This is a genomic window from Microbulbifer sp. YPW1, from assembly GCF_013367775.1.
Taxonomy (GTDB): domain Bacteria; phylum Pseudomonadota; class Gammaproteobacteria; order Pseudomonadales; family Cellvibrionaceae; genus Microbulbifer.
This window is the reverse complement of record NZ_CP055157.1, coordinates 3920112-3937316: the sequence shown is the minus strand read 5'-3', so window position 1 is coordinate 3937316 and position 17205 is coordinate 3920112. Positions and strand designations below refer to the sequence as shown.

At 58.0% G+C, this 17205-nt stretch carries 10 protein-coding genes; 6 read left to right on the top strand and 4 right to left on the bottom strand.

What is annotated here, in order from left to right; genetic code table 11:
- From HUW35_RS15950 to HUW35_RS15940, 3 genes are all read left to right on the top strand, one after another.
- On the top strand, positions 1–843 hold the full coding sequence (locus HUW35_RS15950) for a DMT family transporter (RefSeq protein ID WP_181253213.1): 843 nt from the start codon (positions 1–3) through the stop codon (positions 841–843).
- A gap of 124 nt (positions 844–967) precedes the next feature.
- Positions 968–3220, top strand: coding sequence for an acyl-CoA dehydrogenase (locus HUW35_RS15945; protein ID WP_181253212.1), 2253 nt, complete (start codon positions 968–970; stop codon positions 3218–3220).
- 60 nt (positions 3221–3280) lie between these two features.
- Positions 3281–5509, top strand: coding sequence for an acetyl-CoA hydrolase/transferase C-terminal domain-containing protein (locus HUW35_RS15940; RefSeq protein ID WP_181253211.1), 2229 nt, complete (start codon positions 3281–3283; stop codon positions 5507–5509).
- Between the two features lie 10 nt (positions 5510–5519).
- Here the strand turns inward: HUW35_RS15940 and pta are convergent, their stop codons facing one another.
- The 4 genes from pta to HUW35_RS15920 all read right to left on the bottom strand — a co-directional run bounded on the left by pta (position 5520) and on the right by HUW35_RS15920 (position 13260).
- The gene (gene pta / locus HUW35_RS15935) at positions 5520–7658 is read right to left on the bottom strand and encodes a phosphate acetyltransferase (RefSeq protein WP_181253210.1); all 2139 of its coding nucleotides are present in this window, start codon (positions 7656–7658) and stop codon (positions 5520–5522) included.
- Between the two features lie 3 nt (positions 7659–7661).
- Positions 7662–8897 carry an acetate kinase gene (locus HUW35_RS15930; RefSeq protein ID WP_181253209.1) on the bottom strand — a complete coding sequence of 412 codons (1236 nt, stop codon included), beginning with the start codon at positions 8895–8897 and terminating at the stop codon, positions 7662–7664.
- Between the two features lie 136 nt (positions 8898–9033).
- Positions 9034–11400 carry a glycoside hydrolase family 9 protein gene (locus HUW35_RS15925; protein WP_255463343.1) on the bottom strand — a complete coding sequence of 789 codons (2367 nt, stop codon included), beginning with the start codon at positions 11398–11400 and terminating at the stop codon, positions 9034–9036.
- 261 nt (positions 11401–11661) lie between these two features.
- Positions 11662–13260 (bottom strand): isocitrate lyase, encoded by a 1599-nt coding sequence (locus HUW35_RS15920; RefSeq protein WP_181253208.1) that lies wholly within the window; start codon positions 13258–13260, stop codon positions 11662–11664.
- Between the two features lie 206 nt (positions 13261–13466).
- On the opposite strand from HUW35_RS15920, the gene HUW35_RS15915 reads away from it, so the two are divergent.
- The 3 genes from HUW35_RS15915 (at position 13467) to HUW35_RS15905 (ending at position 17156) form a co-directional block, all read left to right on the top strand.
- Positions 13467–14402, top strand: a complete 936-nt coding sequence (locus HUW35_RS15915; RefSeq protein ID WP_181253207.1) for a LysR family transcriptional regulator — start codon at positions 13467–13469, stop codon at positions 14400–14402.
- Between the two features lie 129 nt (positions 14403–14531).
- Positions 14532–16706 carry a malate synthase G gene (locus tag HUW35_RS15910; RefSeq protein ID WP_181253206.1) on the top strand — a complete coding sequence of 725 codons (2175 nt, stop codon included), beginning with the start codon at positions 14532–14534 and terminating at the stop codon, positions 16704–16706.
- A 129-nt stretch (positions 16707–16835) separates the two neighbouring features.
- Positions 16836–17156, top strand: a complete 321-nt coding sequence (locus tag HUW35_RS15905) for a heavy metal-binding domain-containing protein (protein WP_181253205.1) — start codon at positions 16836–16838, stop codon at positions 17154–17156.
- The last annotated feature ends 49 nt before the right edge of the window (positions 17157–17205 follow it).

Sequence of the window (17205 nt, the reverse complement as noted above, 5' to 3'; positions counted from 1 at the left end):
TTGGTCATATCCGAAACGTTCCTTTTTGCGCTGGTCTTGCTGTCTGCGCTTGCGCACGCCGTATGGAATGCGGTGGTCAAACACAGTGAAGAAGGCTTCCTGCAGCTGGCAATGATACGTAGTGTCGGCCTGCTCGTAGGAGCCGCCCTTGCGACCCAGTTGCCGTTGCCCGGTAAGGCGGCGCTCGGGTTTTTACTCGGTGGCGCTTTTTTTCAGTATCTCTATTTCTTCCTGCTGTCCCGATCGTACAAGGCGCTGGATTACGGTACCGCTTACCCCATAGCCCGCGGGGTAACACCACTGATGGTCGCTACCGCCGCACTCCTATTCCTTGATGAATCCCTGCAGCCGTTACAGTTGACCGGCATTTTGCTGGTCACCTGCGGTATCTTCGCCCTGGTGATGAAAGAGTTGAAAGTGGGGCGGCGGGGTATTCTTTACTCGGTAGGCACCGGAATTGCGATTACGGGCTATACGACGATTGGCGCGGCCGGTGTGCGCAGCGTCGCCAACCCATTGAGCTATGTGGCATGGCTGGAGATTCTGTCTGGCGGTGGAATTATCCTTGCCGTGTTTGTGACGCGTCCGCTGAAGGGATTTGCCTTCGCGCGCGCCAATTTTCTGCGCAGTTCACTGTCGGGAATGCTGGCGACCGGCGGATTTGGCATCGCGCTCTGGGCCACGTCGATGATGCCCGTTGCCGCGGTGGCCGCCACCCGCGAAGTAAGTATTCTGTTTGCCTCAATCATCTCGGTGGTTTTGCTCAATGAGCGCTTTTCCCGGCAGCGGGTGGTGGCCGCATTGATAATTTTCTGCGGCATTGGCACTCTGGCATTCGCCTGAACACCAATATTTACTCCCTATTGCCTATAGTTTCAGGCAAACCTTTCTCATCAGCCCGCTTGTGTTGACCAGACGTCTGCCGCAACGCGGGAAGAGACATATTTTTAGCCAACAAGGATAAATAATGAGTAGCCTGCGCCAGAAATGGATTACCGCGCCGTTGTTGAACTGGATTAAAAAGGTTCTGCCCCCCATCTCCGATACCGAGCGCGAAGCAATGGAGGCCGGTGAGGTCTGGTGGGATGCCCAATTACTTTCTGGCAAGCCCGACTGGGATCAGCTACTGGATATGGGCCCCCCGGAGCTGACCGAGGCGGAGCAGGCATTTGTCGATGGCCCGGTCGAAGAGCTGTGCCAGATGGTAGACGACTGGAAAATATCCTACGAAGATCACGATATTTCCCCGGAGATCTGGGAATTTCTTAAGAAGAATCGCTTCTTTGGCATCATCATCCCCGAAGAATTCGGCGGGCTCGGATTCTCCCCAACGGCGCATGCGCAAATCGTCACCAAAATTTCCACCCGAAGCACCAGTGTCGGGGTTACCGTCATGGTGCCCAACTCGCTCGGCCCGGGTGAGTTGTTGATGGCCCACGGCACCGATGAACAGAAGAAACATTATCTGCCGCGGCTTGCGGATGGGCGCGATATTCCCTGTTTCGGATTGACAAGTCCCGAGGCGGGTTCCGACGCTGCCGCCATGGTAGACAGCGGGGTGGTCTGCTATCAGGAGTACAACGGCGAAAAGACCCTGGGGATGCGTGTCAACTGGCACAAGCGATACATCACCCTCGGGCCCGTGGCTACCGTGCTGGGGCTGGCATTCAAACTCTACGATCCCGACCATATTCTCGGCGATACCGAGGAGTTGGGAATTACGGTAGCCCTGGTACCTACGGATACGCCCGGAGTAACCATCGGCCAGCGGCACATACCTGCCATGCAGGCATTTATGAACGGGCCCAACTGGGGCAAAGATGTGTTCATCCCAATGGACTGGATCATCGGCGGACAGGAAAACATTGGCCGCGGCTGGCATATGTTGATGAGCGCGCTGGCCGCCGGCCGAGGTATTTCTCTACCGTCTCTGTCTACTGGCGGAGCCAAGCTCGCCGCGCGCACCACCGGTGCCTACTCGCATATCCGTGAACAGTTCGGGATTCCGATCGGGAAGTTCGAGGGCGTGCAGCGACGCCTCGCGGAAATTGCGGCCATTGCCTATGTACTCGATTCTGCCCACAAAACCACCACCCGTGCTCTGGACAAGGGGCTCAAGCCGGCGGTGGTGTCGGCGATCATGAAAGCACACGCTACCTTCGGCCTGCGCCAGGCGGTTAACGACGCCATGGATATCCACGCGGGTAAGGCGATCATCGATGGGCCGCTGAACTATCTGGGCAATGTGTATCGTGCGGTGCCGGTGGCGATTACGGTGGAGGGCGCCAATATTCTTACGCGCAGCCTGATGATCTTCGGTCAGGGGGCAATCCGTTGCCATCCCTACCTGCTACAGGAAATGGAGGCCGCCACCAACCCGGACAAGGATGAAGGTGTAAAAGAGCTGGACGCGCTGTTGCCCAAACACGCGCTTTTCCAGCTGAAAACCTTCTGCCGCGCGGTGTTCCACGGCTGGACCGGCGGGCTTTTCGCGAGCAGTCCCAGAGGAGTTGGGGAGGCAGCAAAATACTACCGTCAGATGAACCGTTATTCTGCGGTTTTGACCCTGGTAACGGAAATTTCCCTGTTGTCGCTGGGTGGCGAGCTCAAGCGAAAAGAAATGATCTCCGCACGTCTCGGTGATGTACTCAGTGAGCTTTACCTGATGAGTTCCACGCTCAAACGCTTCAAGGATGATGGCAGCCCCCAGCAGGATCGTCCGCTGCTCGAGTTTGCCATGCGCGCAGGCTTTCACAATATTGAGGTGAGCCTGATTGAGGTGTTCCACAACTTCCCGATCCGCTTTATCGGCGAGCTGATGCAATTCCTCACCATGCCCTGGGGGCACAGTATCCGCGCCGCCTCGGATCGTCAGGCGCGGGCCTGTGCCAACCTGATCATGGTGCCATCGGAAACGAGGGATCGCCTGACCAAAGGGGTATTCCCCGGCAATCCCGGTGATGGTGTCGATATCGTTGAGCAGGCATTTCTGAGCAGCCATGGAACTGAAGCAATTCGCGAAAAGATGAAGAAGGGCGGTTTGCGCGCACTGAATGACAACGCCATTGATCAGGCGCTCTCTGACAACCTCATCTCCGAGGAGGAAGCGGAGAAAATTCGCAAGACTTCTGAGTTGGTCAACAAGGCGATTCAGGTGGATCACTTCGAGTCTCTGCCCACCACGTCACCGGAGCGGGGATCAGAGGATACGCTGCAATAGGCAGGCGGCGATTGATTAGCGCCATGTAATCGCGACGACAGACTTCTGGAGCGAGAGGCAATGACAAAACCGGGTACATTCGATACCGCAGAAGCGTGCGTGGATGCCGTGCTGGAAAAGGTCGGCAAGCGGATTGTGCTCGGGTTGCCGTTGGGCATCGGTAAAGCGAACCAGTTCGCCAATGCCATGTATGCCCGTGCCGAACAGAACCCGGAAATTTCCCTCACCATTTTCACTGCGCTGACTCTGGAGCGTCCCTCCGGGGGTAGTGAGTTGCAGCGCCGGTTTGTTCAGCCCCTGCTGGATCGTCTCTACTCGGATTACCAGGATCTGGCGTACAACCAGGCACGGCGCAAGGGTTTGTTGCCGCCGAATGTGGAAGTGTGTGAGTTTTTTATGCAGCCGGGTAGTTTTCTCGGTGTGGCTTCCGCCCAGCAGAGCTATGTCAGTGCCAATTACACCCACGTGCCGCGGGACCTGCTGGATCGCGGGGTCAATGTGGTGGCACAGATGGTCGCGCCCACCACGGATGACAGCATGGATCTCAGCCTGAGCAGTAACCCGGACCTCACGCTGCCTTTGCTCGCCCTGGCCGAAGAGCGCAAATACCGGCACATCACGATGGTGGGTGAAGTGAACCCCAGACTGCCGTTTGTCGGTGGCGACGCTCGTGTGGATCGGGGAATGTTCGACTTCCTGCTCGAAGGTGAATCCTTCGAACACGAGATTTTTCCGGCCCCCAATCCTCCGGTAAGACTGACCGACTATGCGCTGGCATTTCATATTGCCGGCCTGATTGAGGACGGGGGCACGCTGCAGATTGGTATCGGTGCACTGGGTGACGCCATCTGCCACGTGCTGCGGCTGCGCCAGAGTGAAAATCCAGATTACCGGGATATCTTGCAGTCCCTGAATGAGGACAAGGCGCGTGAGCTGTACCGTGAACGGCTACAGCTCGGTGTATTCGACCGGGGGCTGTACGGGGCCAGCGAGATGGTTCCGGAGGGTTTTCTGCATCTGAGGCAGGCGGGTGTGCTAAAGCGGCAAGTCTATGCGGACACGACGATTCAGGAGCTGCTCAACGAAGGACGCATTGGCGATACCGTCGATGAGGATCTTTTGATCGCGCTGCACGACGCCGGCCGAATCCAGTGTCCGCTCACTGAGGCGGATACCGAGTTTCTGCAGAGTGCCGGTATCGTGGATCCCAGTTACAGCTGGCGTGGCCATCGCTTCCTGGACCAGCACGGCGAGTTGGAGGATTGCGACCTGCACAGCAGTACCGGCCGCAAGAAGCTGCTCGGTAGTTGCGCCGGGAAAAAGCTGGCGGGAGGTACCTGGCTGCACGGAGGGTTCTACCTGGGATCGAACGCCATGTACGCCGCTTTGCGTGAAATGCCCGAGTCCCAGATGGCCGGTATCAACATGACCGCCATCGATTACATCAACGAGCTGCAGAAGGGACGTGCGCTGAAAATCGCCCAGCGCCAGCACGCGCGGTTCGTCAATTCGGCAATGATGGTGACCCTAAACGGCGCCGTGATTTCCGATGGGCTGGATGACGCCCGGGTGATCAGTGGCGTGGGTGGCCAGTACAATTTTGTAGCGCAGGCCCACGAGTTACCCGGTGGCCGTTCGGTGATCGCCCTCGCCAGCACCCGCCACCAGGGAGGGCGCATTCGCAGCAATATTCTGTGGGAGTACCCCCATTGCACCATTCCCCGTCATCTGCGGGATATGGTGGTAACGGAGTACGGGGCGGCAGACTTGCGCGGAAAATCTGACCGCGACGTGATCACCGCAATGCTGTGTATCACCGACTCCCGTTTCCAGCAGGAATTACTGGGTAAAGCCAAGGACGCAGGCAAGGTTGAAGCGTCGTACGAAATTCCCGAGGTGTTTGCCAACAATACACCCGAGCGGATTCAGGCGGTATTTTCCCAGGGGCATCGCTTGAACCTGCTGCCTTACTATCCGCTGGGCACAGACCTGACCTATGAAGAGGCCCAGTTGGCAATTGCACTTAAAGCGGTGAAGGAGGAGGGGCGCAAGATCTGGGAGCTGTGGCCAATTCTGCGCAAGGGGTTAGTGGCCGTCAAAAGTGATGCGCCGGAGTATCGCGAAGTGCATGCCTGCCTGAAGCGTATGGCGTTCGGATATACCGATAGCTTCGAGCATCGGCTGGAGGCGTATGTGGTCGCTGGCTCTCTGGTCCGATTCCTGGACAAGACGCGGCCGCTCGGCAATGTGGCCGACGCTGATGGAAACCGCCCGGATATCCCCCTGTGAATGCATCGGTTTACTTCAACTGGCTCGCCTGAATAGCCGTCAAGGCAATGGTATAGATGATGTCATCTACCAGTGCGCCCCGGGAGAGGTCATTGACCGGTTTGCGCATCCCCTGCAGCATCGGCCCGATGCTGATTAAATCCGCACTGCGCTGTACCGCCTTGTAGGTGGTATTGCCGGTATTCAGGTCCGGAAAAATAAATACCGTCGCACGCCCCGCGACCGGGCTGTCCGGCGCTTTTTTCTTGGCCACATTTTCCATGATCGCCGCGTCGTATTGCAGGGGCCCATCAATCACCAGGTCCGGCCGCTTTTCCTGAGCAATCAGTGTGGCTTCGCGCACCTTGTCCACATCCAGGCCCGTGCCTGAGCTGCCTGTCGAGTAGCTGATCATGGCTACCCGGGGTTCTATGCCAAAGGCCGCAGCGGAGTCCGCGGACTGGATGGCGATATCTGCCAGTTCCGCTGCATTGGGGTCCGGGTTGATGGCGCAGTCGCCGTAGACCAGAACCTGGTCTGGCAGCAACATGAAAAACACGGACGATACCAGGCTCGCGCTGGGTGCCGTCTTGATGAGCTGGAGTGCGGGGCGGATGGTGTTGGCGGTGGTGTGGACGGCACCGGATACCAGTCCGTCCACTTCGTCTTCCGCCAGCATCATCGTGCCGAGCACCACATTATCCTGCAGTTGCTCTTTGGCGACGATTTCTGTGAGCCCCTTGTTTTTACGCAGTTGCACCATGGGCTCGACGTACTTCTTGCGCGCACTTTTGGGATCGACAATCTCCACCTTGTCGCTCAACGCGAGGCCTTGTTGTTCGGCCACACGGTGAATTTCCTTGGGATCTCCCAGTAGTACCGGCCGCGCAATACCGCGCTCTGCGCACGCCAGTGCCGCTTTGACCGTGCGTGGTTCATCCCCCTCAGGCAATACGATTCGCTTGTTGGCACGGCGGGCGAGTTCGGTGAGATGGAAGCGGAATGCCGGCGGCGATAGGCGTTTAGGCCGATCGGATTCGCTGCTGAGGGATTCCACCCAGTGGTTGTCCAGGTGGCCGGCGATAAAATCCTGCACCTTCTCAATCCGGTCCACATCGTCGGTGGGGGTTTCCATATTGAACGTCTGCAGTTGCAACGCGGTCTGCCAGGTATTGGTGTTTACCAGGATGACGGGCAACCCGGTTTCCATTGCCGGTGCGCATAACTTCCGCACCATGGGTTCGATGTAGAAACCGCCGGTAAGTAGCAGGCAGCCGATTTTTACGCCATTCATTGCTGCCAGGCACGCAGCGACGATCACATCCGGGCGGTCACCCGAGGTCACCAGCATGGATCCGGGTTCAAACCGGTAAATCATATTGCCCAGGGAGCGTGAGCAAAACGTCACGCTGTGCAGACGCCGGGTATCGAGTTCGCCGTAGTTGATCACTTCCGCCTGAAAATGATCGGCCAGGTCTTTCGCTCGCGGTGCAACCAGGTTCGGGTTCCAGGGAATACAGCCGATGATCGGCAGCGGACTCTTGCCGAATAGAGAGAGGATTTCCAGGTTACCGCGACGCATGCCGGACCCTTCGAATACCCCGGTGATATCCGCCCCGGGGGCCTCCGGCACATAGGATGGCGCCCCCACCTTGTTGACGATGCAACCCACCACACGGCCAGATTGGGCGCCGCCGAAGGTCGCCATGGCGACTTCCAGGCGGTCTTTTAACTGCTGGGTTGAGTCCAGGTTCGGGCACACCACCAGTACAATTTCCGCATCCAGGGTTTTGGCGATCTGCAGGTTGAGCTGGCTCGCAAACTGGTTTTCCGTATTGGGTACCAGGCCCTCGACGATGGCGACGTCCGCCTTGTTCGCGCCCTCACGGAAGCGGGCCAAAATATCTTCCAGCAGCCCGGACAGATCGTCCCGCCCGATCATCAGCTCCGCATGGTGCATGGTGAAGGATTCTGGCACCTTGAGATTGGAGGCGCGCCGCAGTATCTCGTTGCTACGATCGCGATTTTTTTCGTGATGCACGGTTTCTGCAATGGGTTTGTAAAAGCTGACGCTCACACCATTGCGTTCCAGCGCGCGCAGGGTGCCCAGGCTAACCGATGTAATGCCGACTCCATCACTGATGGGTACCAGCATGATTGTGCGAGACATGGGTCATTCCCTCGAGCTGGGGTCGTGATTCGGGGTGTCCGGCGGTACCAGTTCCGCCGCGTCGCGGGCAATGACCCACTCTTCGTTGGTGGGGATTACCAGGGTTACCGCGGATTGCTCGGTATTGATTGGGCCTTCTTCGCCGAATCGTGCACGGGTATTTTTCTCGTCGTCCGCAGCGTAGCCGAGACCGCGGAGTTGCTTCATCACTCTCTCGCGTATCAGGCTGGAGTTTTCGCCGATACCGCCAGTAAACACCAGCGCATCCACTTGCGGTAAAACCGCGTGATAGGCACCGATATATTTGGCCAGGCGGTAGCAGAAAATATCCAGCGCCAGCTGTGCGCCGTCGTGGCCATCGGTTGCTGCCTGTTCCAGCGTACGGCAGTCGTTGCTGAGCTCGGAGACGCCGAGCAGGCCGCTCTTCTTGTTGAGCAGGTCATTGATTTCTTTCAGGCAGTAATCCATACGACTGCCCAGGTGCATCAACAGGCCTGGGTCCACATCGCCACTGCGCGTGCCCATAACGAGGCCTTCCAGTGGTGTCAGGCCCATACTGGTGTCGACGCTGCGACCGTTTCGGATTGCAGTAATGGACGCGCCGTTGCCCAGGTGCGCGGAGATGATGTTCACCTCGTTGACCGGCAGGTTGAGTAACTCCGCCGCACGCTCGGTGACAAATCGGTGGCTGGTGCCGTGCATGCCGTAGCGGCGGATACCGTGATCGCGGTACAGCTCGTAGGGCAGGGCGTAAATGTACGCGTGTCGTGGCATCGACTGGTGAAATGCCGTGTCGAAAACCGCTACCTGCGGCAAATCCGGGAAGGCGGCAGAGGCCGCTTCGATCCCCTGCAGATGGGCGGGGTTATGCAGTGGCGCCAGCGCCACGCATTCCTGAATGGCCTTCAGCACCGCTTCATCCACCAGAACCGAGTGGGAAAATTTCTCGCCGCCATGTACTACCCGATGTCCGATGGCCACCAGCTGTTCGCGCAAACTATCGTGCCGGCTGAGTACTTCATCCACCAGAAACCGGATCACCTCGGTGTGACGGGCGTTGGCAGGCAGGGTGGCAGATTGACGCTCACCACCGCATTTCCAGCTGACCGAGGCTTCATCCTGGCCTAGGGACTCGCCGATGCCACTGAGGGAGAGACAACCACTGTGCGGGTCGATGACGGCAAATTTCAGCGAGGAGCTTCCGCAGTTCAGGACGAGTACTTGGCTGGAGGACGACATAGAGACGACAGCTTCATTGCAGGCTTGCCATAAGCCTAGTCCAAAATGGCGCCATTTCTCGTTGTTGTGGTGCTTGTATGACGGGAGGGTGAAGGGGCCAGATCCGGCCCCTCACGAAGATCGCTGTGATGGATGATCAGTTGCCGTTCGGTACAAACTTGGACAGCAGGCGGATATACGCCACCTGATACATGTTGTGGTTCTCGGTGACCGCCCAGGAGTTCAGTGGCCAGCTGGTATTGAAGTCCAGGAAGGCCTTCTGTGCGGGCTGACCGTAAGGCGGGGCGGGTGGTGCCAGTCCACAGCGGGCATTGTTTTCCGGGCTGCCACAGCTACTGGGACAGCAGGCGTCCCAGTCGTAACTGGGATTTGGGCCGCCCACCAGGAATCCGGGCGCCGGGCCGTAGGACGACTCGGTCACCGAATCCCACTGCGCGCTGCCGTCCGCAAACCAGGTGTGGTAGAAACTGTCCACTGAGTTTTCCGCACCGTATTCCCCCATATTGGACAGGTACACCTTGCCCTGGGGGTTTACGCCGTGCAGGTAATTGACGTGGCGCAGCGCGGCATTGCGAACGACGTCCGCGGCCGGGGCGCCCGCGTCGTACTGCAATTGATCCAGGAACAGGTTGCCCTGGTGCGCCTGGCTGCGGTTACTGCCCCAGGTGTATTGCGGAATCGATGCGCGGTAGGCATCCGCATTGCCGTCCACTGCGGGCCAATTGTCGGCGCCGCTCATACCCGTAGCGTAGGTATTGCGGATATTGCTCGCCACCTGCGCGGAGACACCGTTCAGGGATGCGAAATACAGCAGGGCGTGCTGGACCTCCACTTCCCAGATCGATACCCAGCTCCATTCCATGAGGTGCGCGGCCTGGTAATTGCTTTCGACAAAGCTGCGGTATTCCGCCTTGCCGGTGGCGCGATACAGGTGGATTGCGGCAATCAGACTTTTGGCAAAACGTCCGTAGTCGTCCACTTCCTGCTCACCAGCGGCTACGCCGTTATCGGAGTTGTGGAAAGTCACCGACGGGTTCGCCTGCGCCCACTGCCATGCCGCCTCTGCGCGATCGCCGAGATCGGCAGCGTAGGATTCCAGGCCGGCAATCTGGCCGAGGACCTGGCTACCCAGCGCGAACGCTGCGGCACTGCTGTAGCTGGCGGCGGTGGTTGCCGGACCATAGGTGCTGGCACCGGTAGCCGAAGAGGGCGGGCTCCCGTGGGCAAGGCCCATCACAGACAGTACCGAGCCATTGTCTTCCTGCATTCTCACCAGCCAGTCCATACCCCAGTTCACCTCGTCCAGCAGGTCCGGAACACCGTTACCGGATTCGGGGATATTGAAATCGTCCGTCCACACCGCGGGATTTTCTCGGTAGCTGTTCAGGAGCGCTATCAGGTAATCCGCGTGCCAGTTGGTGTACTTGTTGTAGTCGCCGGCGTCGTACCAGCCACCGCGCAGGTCGCGTTCGGTAGAGGCGTCACCAGTGGCGTTGTAGCGGCGTGCCTGGGGATCCTGGCCGGCACCGAGGTGGCTGGCGCCATCCGTCCAGCGCGCATCTGCATAAGGCGCCTGTTTGGCAAAGCCTGCGCGCTGATAATAGAAACTGCGCACGGCGTGCACCAGCACCGGGCGGTACACATCTGCGGCGATACGGAACACCGGTGAACGCAACTGGTTGCTTTCATCGGCGAGAATGTAGTCGCCTTCGTTGCGCACTGCAGAGAAGTCGATATGCCATACCCGATCACCGGAATTTTCCGCGGTGGCGCCACCGTTCCAGGTTTGCGGCTGTACGGAATGGACCACTTCACCGGTGTCATTGTTGACCACGCGTATTTCCGGTGCCGGCGTGTAGCTATCAGCACTGTCATATCCCTGTTGCGGATCGCGCAACACGGCGACCTTTTCGCTGTCAGGCAGGTAGCCGAACTGGTCCACGGTGATAAAGCCACTCATCGGGTAACTCAGGTAGCCACTGCCGGACCCACCGGAGGAAGAAGAGGTGGAGGAGCCCGATGATGAAGAGGAAGATGAGCTGCCCCCTGACGAGCTGGATGAACTGGACGAAGAACTGGATGAGGAGCTTGAAGAAGAACTCGAAGATGAAGAGGACGAGGATGACGAGCCACCGGAAGAATTGCCACCACCGTCTCCATTGACACTCACAGGCACCGGGGAAATGCCCCCGGGGCTTACCAGGAACCCTACGCTGGCCTGGCCATCGACACCGATGGTGCTGTTATAGGATACCGGCCCCACCACATAGTGATTGCCGCTCTGGGAGACCACCACCCCGTTCCAGATCTGGGTAATCTCGCCATCCAGGTCAAATTCCACGGTCCAGTCAGAAAGTGGGGCGGACTCGTCATTGAGCACTATGATTTCTGCCTGTGCCCCCTGGCCCCAGTCGTTGGGTATATTCATGCTCGCCTGTGCGGCGAATACCGCTGGTGCCGCAAAGCACACGGTAGCGGATATCAGTAAATGCGAAAGGCGCATTGCCGGAGCCTCCGTTTTCTCTCTGTTTTTCTAAAAAATCCCAATCAGGCTGTGCTGCCAAAAATGGGATTCATGTGAAATGCATGATTTATTGACGTGCGAGTGCCGGGGCTGGCTGCACAGATCGTCAATAACCGCCGAGAAGTGGTACGGGGATCACGAGAGCTGGATTAAACACGCGCAAGAAGGGCAAAAAAATGGGCCGCATGATGCGGCCCGAAGTGAGTGAAGCGATTTCTCAGGGACACTCGTTGAAAGTGATCAACCGAACTGGTTCATGGTATTGTCTTTACCAGCAGCTTTCAGCGCGGCTTCACCGGCGAAGTACTCTTTGTGGTCGTCGCCCATGTCGGAGCCGGCCATGTTCTGGTGCTTCACGCAGGCGATGCCCTGACGGATTTCCTTGCGCTGTACGCCTTCGACGTAACCCAGCATGCCTTTCTCGCCGAAGTACTCCTTGGCCAGGTTGTCCGTAGACAGCGCCGCGGTGTGGTAGGTCGGCAGAGTGATGAGGTGGTGGAAGATACCGGCCTCGCGAGCAGCGTCTGCCTGGAAGGTACGGATTTTGTTATCCGCCTCTTTGGACAGTTCGGTCTCGTCGTATTCTGCGCTCATCAGGTTGTCGCGATCGTAAGCGGAAACGTCCTTGCCTTCTTCCTTCCAGGCATCGAATACCTGCTGGCGGAAGTTCAGGGTCCAGTTGAAGGACGGGCTGTTGTTGTACACCAGTTTCGCGTCCGGAACCTGCTTGCGAATCTCGTCCATCATGCCGCCAATCTGGCGCACGTGGGGCTTCTCGGTCTCGATCCAGATCAGGTCCGCGCCGTTTTGCAGGGAGGTCACGCTGTCCAGTATGCAGCGGGCTTCACCGGTGCCTTTCTTGAACTGGAACAGGTTGGATGCCAGGCGTTTCGGGCGCAGCAGCTTGCCGTTGCGGTTGATGATCACATCGCCATTTTTCAGATCTGCTTCGGAAACTTCTTCGCAATCCAGGAAGCTGTTGTACTGGTCACCCAGATCGCCCGGCTCTTTGGTTACCGCGATCTGTTTAGTCAGGCCAGCGCCCAGGGAGTCGGTACGCGCAACGATCACGCCGTTATCGACACCCAGCTCCAGGAAGGCGTAACGTACGGCGCGGATCTTGGCCAGGAAGTCCTCGTGGGGAACGGTCACTTTGCCGTCCTGGTGGCCGCACTGTTTCTCGTCGGAAACCTGGTTTTCGATCTGGATACAGCAGGCACCGGCTTCGATCATTTTCTTGGCCAGCAGGTAAGTGGCTTCCGCGTTACCGAAGCCCGCATCGATATCGGCGATGATCGGCACCACGTGGGTGACATGATTGTCGATTTTGTTCTGTACCGCTTTAGCGGCAACTTCGTCGCCAGCTTCGCGGGCTGCATCCAGCTCGCGGAACAGGCCGCCCAGTTCGCGGGCATCTGCCTGGCGCAGGAAGGTGTACAGCTCTTCGATCAGTGCAGCAACGGAAGTTTTTTCGTGCATGGACTGGTCGGGCAGGGGGCCAAACTCACTGCGCAGGGCGGCTACCATCCAGCCGGACAGGTACAGGTAGCGGCGGTCGGTCTTGCCTTCGAAGTGTTTCTTGATGGAAATCATTTTCTGCTGGCCGATAAATCCGTGCCAGCAGCCCAGGGACTGGGTGTACTTGGAGGAGTCCTTGTCGTAGGCCGCCATGTCCTTGCGCATGATATCGGCAGTGTACTTGGCGATGTCCAGGCCGTTTTTGAACTTGTTCTGCAGGCGCATACGCGCAACAGATTCCGGACTGATGGCATCCCAGCTGCTGCCGTTCTTGTCACAGAGCTTTGCTGCCGCTTCGATTTCTTGAGAGTAAGTGGACATGCTGTGTTTCCTCAAATTTCCTCGAATTTCTTCGAAAAGGTGACTGCGGTTAGGTTGTGTGTATCGTAGGAGTGCTGGCATAATTTGGCTAATTTATTGTTCTGATTCTCGCTATCCAAATAGTGAATATTGCCTGAACCCCTTGGTAACGCTGAACTGACAACAACCTGACCCCGGCCCGTAGTGCCGGCGGAGAGCCCCCGCCCATGAATCTGGAAAGAGCTGATCTGAATCTGTTGGTCTACCTCGATGTCCTGCTGCGCGAGCGCAATGTCACCCGCGCCGCCAACCAGCTGGGACTGTCCCAACCCGCCATGAGTAACGGCCTGAAGCGCCTGCGCGAACTGTTCGGGGACCCGCTCCTGGTGCGCACCCGGGAGGGCATGATGCCCACCGAGCGCGCTATGGAGCTGCAGCCCATGGTGCGCGAGGCGCTTGCCGCGATTGACCAGGTGATCCAGCCCAATCGGGATTTTGCGCCGGCAGATGCCCGTCGCACCTTCCGAATCATGGCGAGTGACTATGCGGAATCCACACTGATTCCGCCGCTACTGAAACAATTACGCGTCAGCGCTCCTGGTATCAGTCTAGACATCATGACGCCGAGTGACGTGAGTTTTGTGGATGTGGAGCAGGGCAAGGTAGACATGGTCATCAACCGCTTTGACTCCATGCCGCAGAGCTTCCACCAGGCGACGATATGGAGTGACACCTTCTCCTGCGTGATGCGTACGGATAACCCGATCCTGCAGGACTACAATCTGGAGAGTTACCTGAACGCACAGCACATCTGGGTCAGCAAAACTGGTATGGGTGTGGGGGTTGGCGTGAACCCGGAAGATGTACAGCGCCTGGGGTGGGTGGACGAAGCCATCGGCCGCCTTGGGAAAAAACGGGATATTTCGGTATTTACCCGTCACTATCAGGTGGCCATGCTGCTGGCAGAGCAGAGCGACCTGATCGTCACTGTGCCGACCCGTCTGGCCCAGCTTGCCACCAGCAACCCCCGGGTGGCACTCAGGGAGCCGCCGCTAAAGATACCGCCTCTGGAGCTGAAAATGGCCTGGAGCCCGCTGTTGCAGCAGAGCGCACCACACCGCTGGATGCGCCGCCTTATTCTCGATGTGGGACGCCAGTTATAAAGGGAATTGGCGGCTAAAATTCATTTGGAGAATATCGAAGATAGTGCCTATAAATTAGCGATATGTAACTTTCCCTGTTTAGAATGCCGCAACTCACCAGTCCCTAGCACCAGTACCAAGAGGTCAGACATGACGGAAAGAATCCGTATTGGCGGTCTGCAGATCGCCTCAGAGCTTCACGCATTGATTGCACAGGAAGTGATCCCCGGGACCGGGGTAGATGCCGATGTGTTCTGGGCAGAATTCGAAAAAATCGTCAATGACCTTGCACCGGTAAACCGTGCATTGCTGGCCAAGCGCGACGATATCCAGGCCCGTATGGACCAGTGGTACAGCGAGAACCCCGAAGGTTACAAGGACCTTGAGGCGTACAAGGCGTTCCTGCAAGAGATCGGATATCTGGTCGAAGAGCCGGCGGACTTCGCCGCCACCACCGAGAATGTGGATGCCGAAATCGCCACCATGGCCGGTCCTCAGCTGGTGGTACCGGTGATGAATGCCCGCTACGCGCTGAATGCCGCCAACGCGCGCTGGGGCAGCCTGTACGACGCGCTGTATGGCACCGATGTGATCAGCGAAGACGGCGGCGCAGAAAAAACCGGCGAGTACAATCCGGTGCGCGGCGACAAGGTTATTGCCTATGGTCGCGAATTTCTCGACCAGGCAGCGCCGCTGAATGGCGCGAGCCACACGGATGTGCGCGAGTACCGTATCAACGGCTCCCTGTTTGAAGTATCCCTCCGCAATGGCAAGGTTGCCGTGCTGCAGAACAGTCGCCAGTTTATCGGCTACCGCGGCCCTCAGGAGTCGCCGGAGGCGCTGTTGCTGACCCACAACGGTCTGCATTTTGAAATCCAGATTGACCGTGAGAGCCCCATCGGTAAAACCGACAAGGCCGGTGTAAAAGACATTCTTGTGGAATCCGCGCTCACCACCATCATGGATTGCGAGGACTCCGTAGCCGCGGTCGACGCCGAGGACAAGGTTGTGGTTTACCGCAACTGGCTTGGTTTGATGAAGGGCGATCTTCAGGAAAAAGTCAGCAAGGGCGGCAAGGAAATCCTGCGTACGCTAAATCCGGACCGTGAATACGCCGGTGTGGAAGGCGGCACGGTGACACTGCCGGGGCGCAGCCTGATGTTCGTGCGCAATGTCGGTCATCTGATGACCAACGACGCAGTGCTCGACAAAGACGGCAACGAAGTGCCGGAGGGTATCCTGGACGGCATGATCACCAGCTTGATTGCCATCCACGACCTGCGCGGCAACGGGTCGCTGAAAAACTCCCGCAGTGGCAGCGTGTATATCGTAAAACCAAAGATGCACGGACCTGAGGAGGTCGCCTTTGCCAACACCCTGTTCGACCGCATCGAAGACGCGCTGGGACTTGCCCGCAATACGCTGAAAATGGGCATCATGGACGAGGAACGCCGCACGACGGTAAACCTCAAAGCCTGTATCGCAGCGGCCAAGTCGCGCGTTGTGTTCATCAATACCGGCTTCCTGGATCGCACCGGTGATGAGATCCACACTTCCATGCTGGCCGGCCCGATGATTCGCAAGGGCGACATGAAGCAATCCAAGTGGATTTCTGCCTACGAGGATTGGAACGTAGATACGGGGCTGGCAACGGGTCTGAAAGGACGCGCCCAGATTGGTAAAGGTATGTGGCCGATTCCTGACCAGATGGCGGCCATGATGCAGGCGAAAATTGCCCATCCCCTCGCCGGTGCCAATACCGCGTGGGTACCGTCGCCGACAGCGGCGACCCTGCACGCCCTGCATTACCACAAGGTGGACGTGGCTGAGGTCCAGCAAGAGCTGGCGACGCGCAAACCGGCCAGCCTGGATGACATCCTTACCGTGCCGGTCGAATCAAATCCTCAATGGAGCGGGGATGAAATCCAGCGTGAGCTGGATAACAACGCACAGGGGATTCTCGGCTACGTGGTACGCTGGATCGATCAGGGGGTTGGCTGCTCCAAGGTTCCGGACATCAACGATGTGGGGCTGATGGAAGACCGCGCCACACTGCGTATTTCGTCCCAGCATATCGCCAACTGGTTGAAGCAGGGCATCTGTACCCGGGCACAAGTTGAGGAAACCATGCAACGTATGGCAGCCGTGGTGGATCGACAGAATGCCGGTGATGCCGCCTATCGCGATATGGCGCCAAACTTTGACCAAAGTATCGCTTTCAAGGCCGCGTGCGAGCTGGTGTTTGAGGGCTGCGTACAGCCTAACGGATATACTGAGCCCGTCCTGCATCGCCGTCGCCGCGAGTTCAAGGCCAGTCAGCGTTGATCTGGTAGCGGATTTTCTGTGAAAAGCAGAATGACATGAAATAAAATGCCCCGCCGCGCGCGGGGCTTTTTATTTGTGTAAGCTCGCTGTAGTCGGCAATACGATCCAGCAACTACGGAAGGAACCAGCATGCTCAAAACCACCACTCCTACTGTTGAAGGTCGCCAGATTGAGGACTATCTCGGCGTGGTCGTTGGTGAGGCCATACTCGGCGCCAATATTTTCAAGGATATCTTCGGCTCCATTACCGACATCATCGGCGGACGCTCCGGCTCCTACGAACGGGAGATGGCCAAGGCGCGCAAAATCGCCTTCGCGGAAATCGAGGCCCAGACCCGTTCCCTGGGCGGCAATGCCATTGTCGGTATCGATCTGGATTACGAGGTGGTAGGGGAGAAGGGCGGTATGATGATGGTCAGCGTCAGTGGCACAGCGGTAAGAATTCGCTAAAAGATTCGCCAGAGGGTATTGCTGATCAAGCGAGCTGACCGGTGGTATT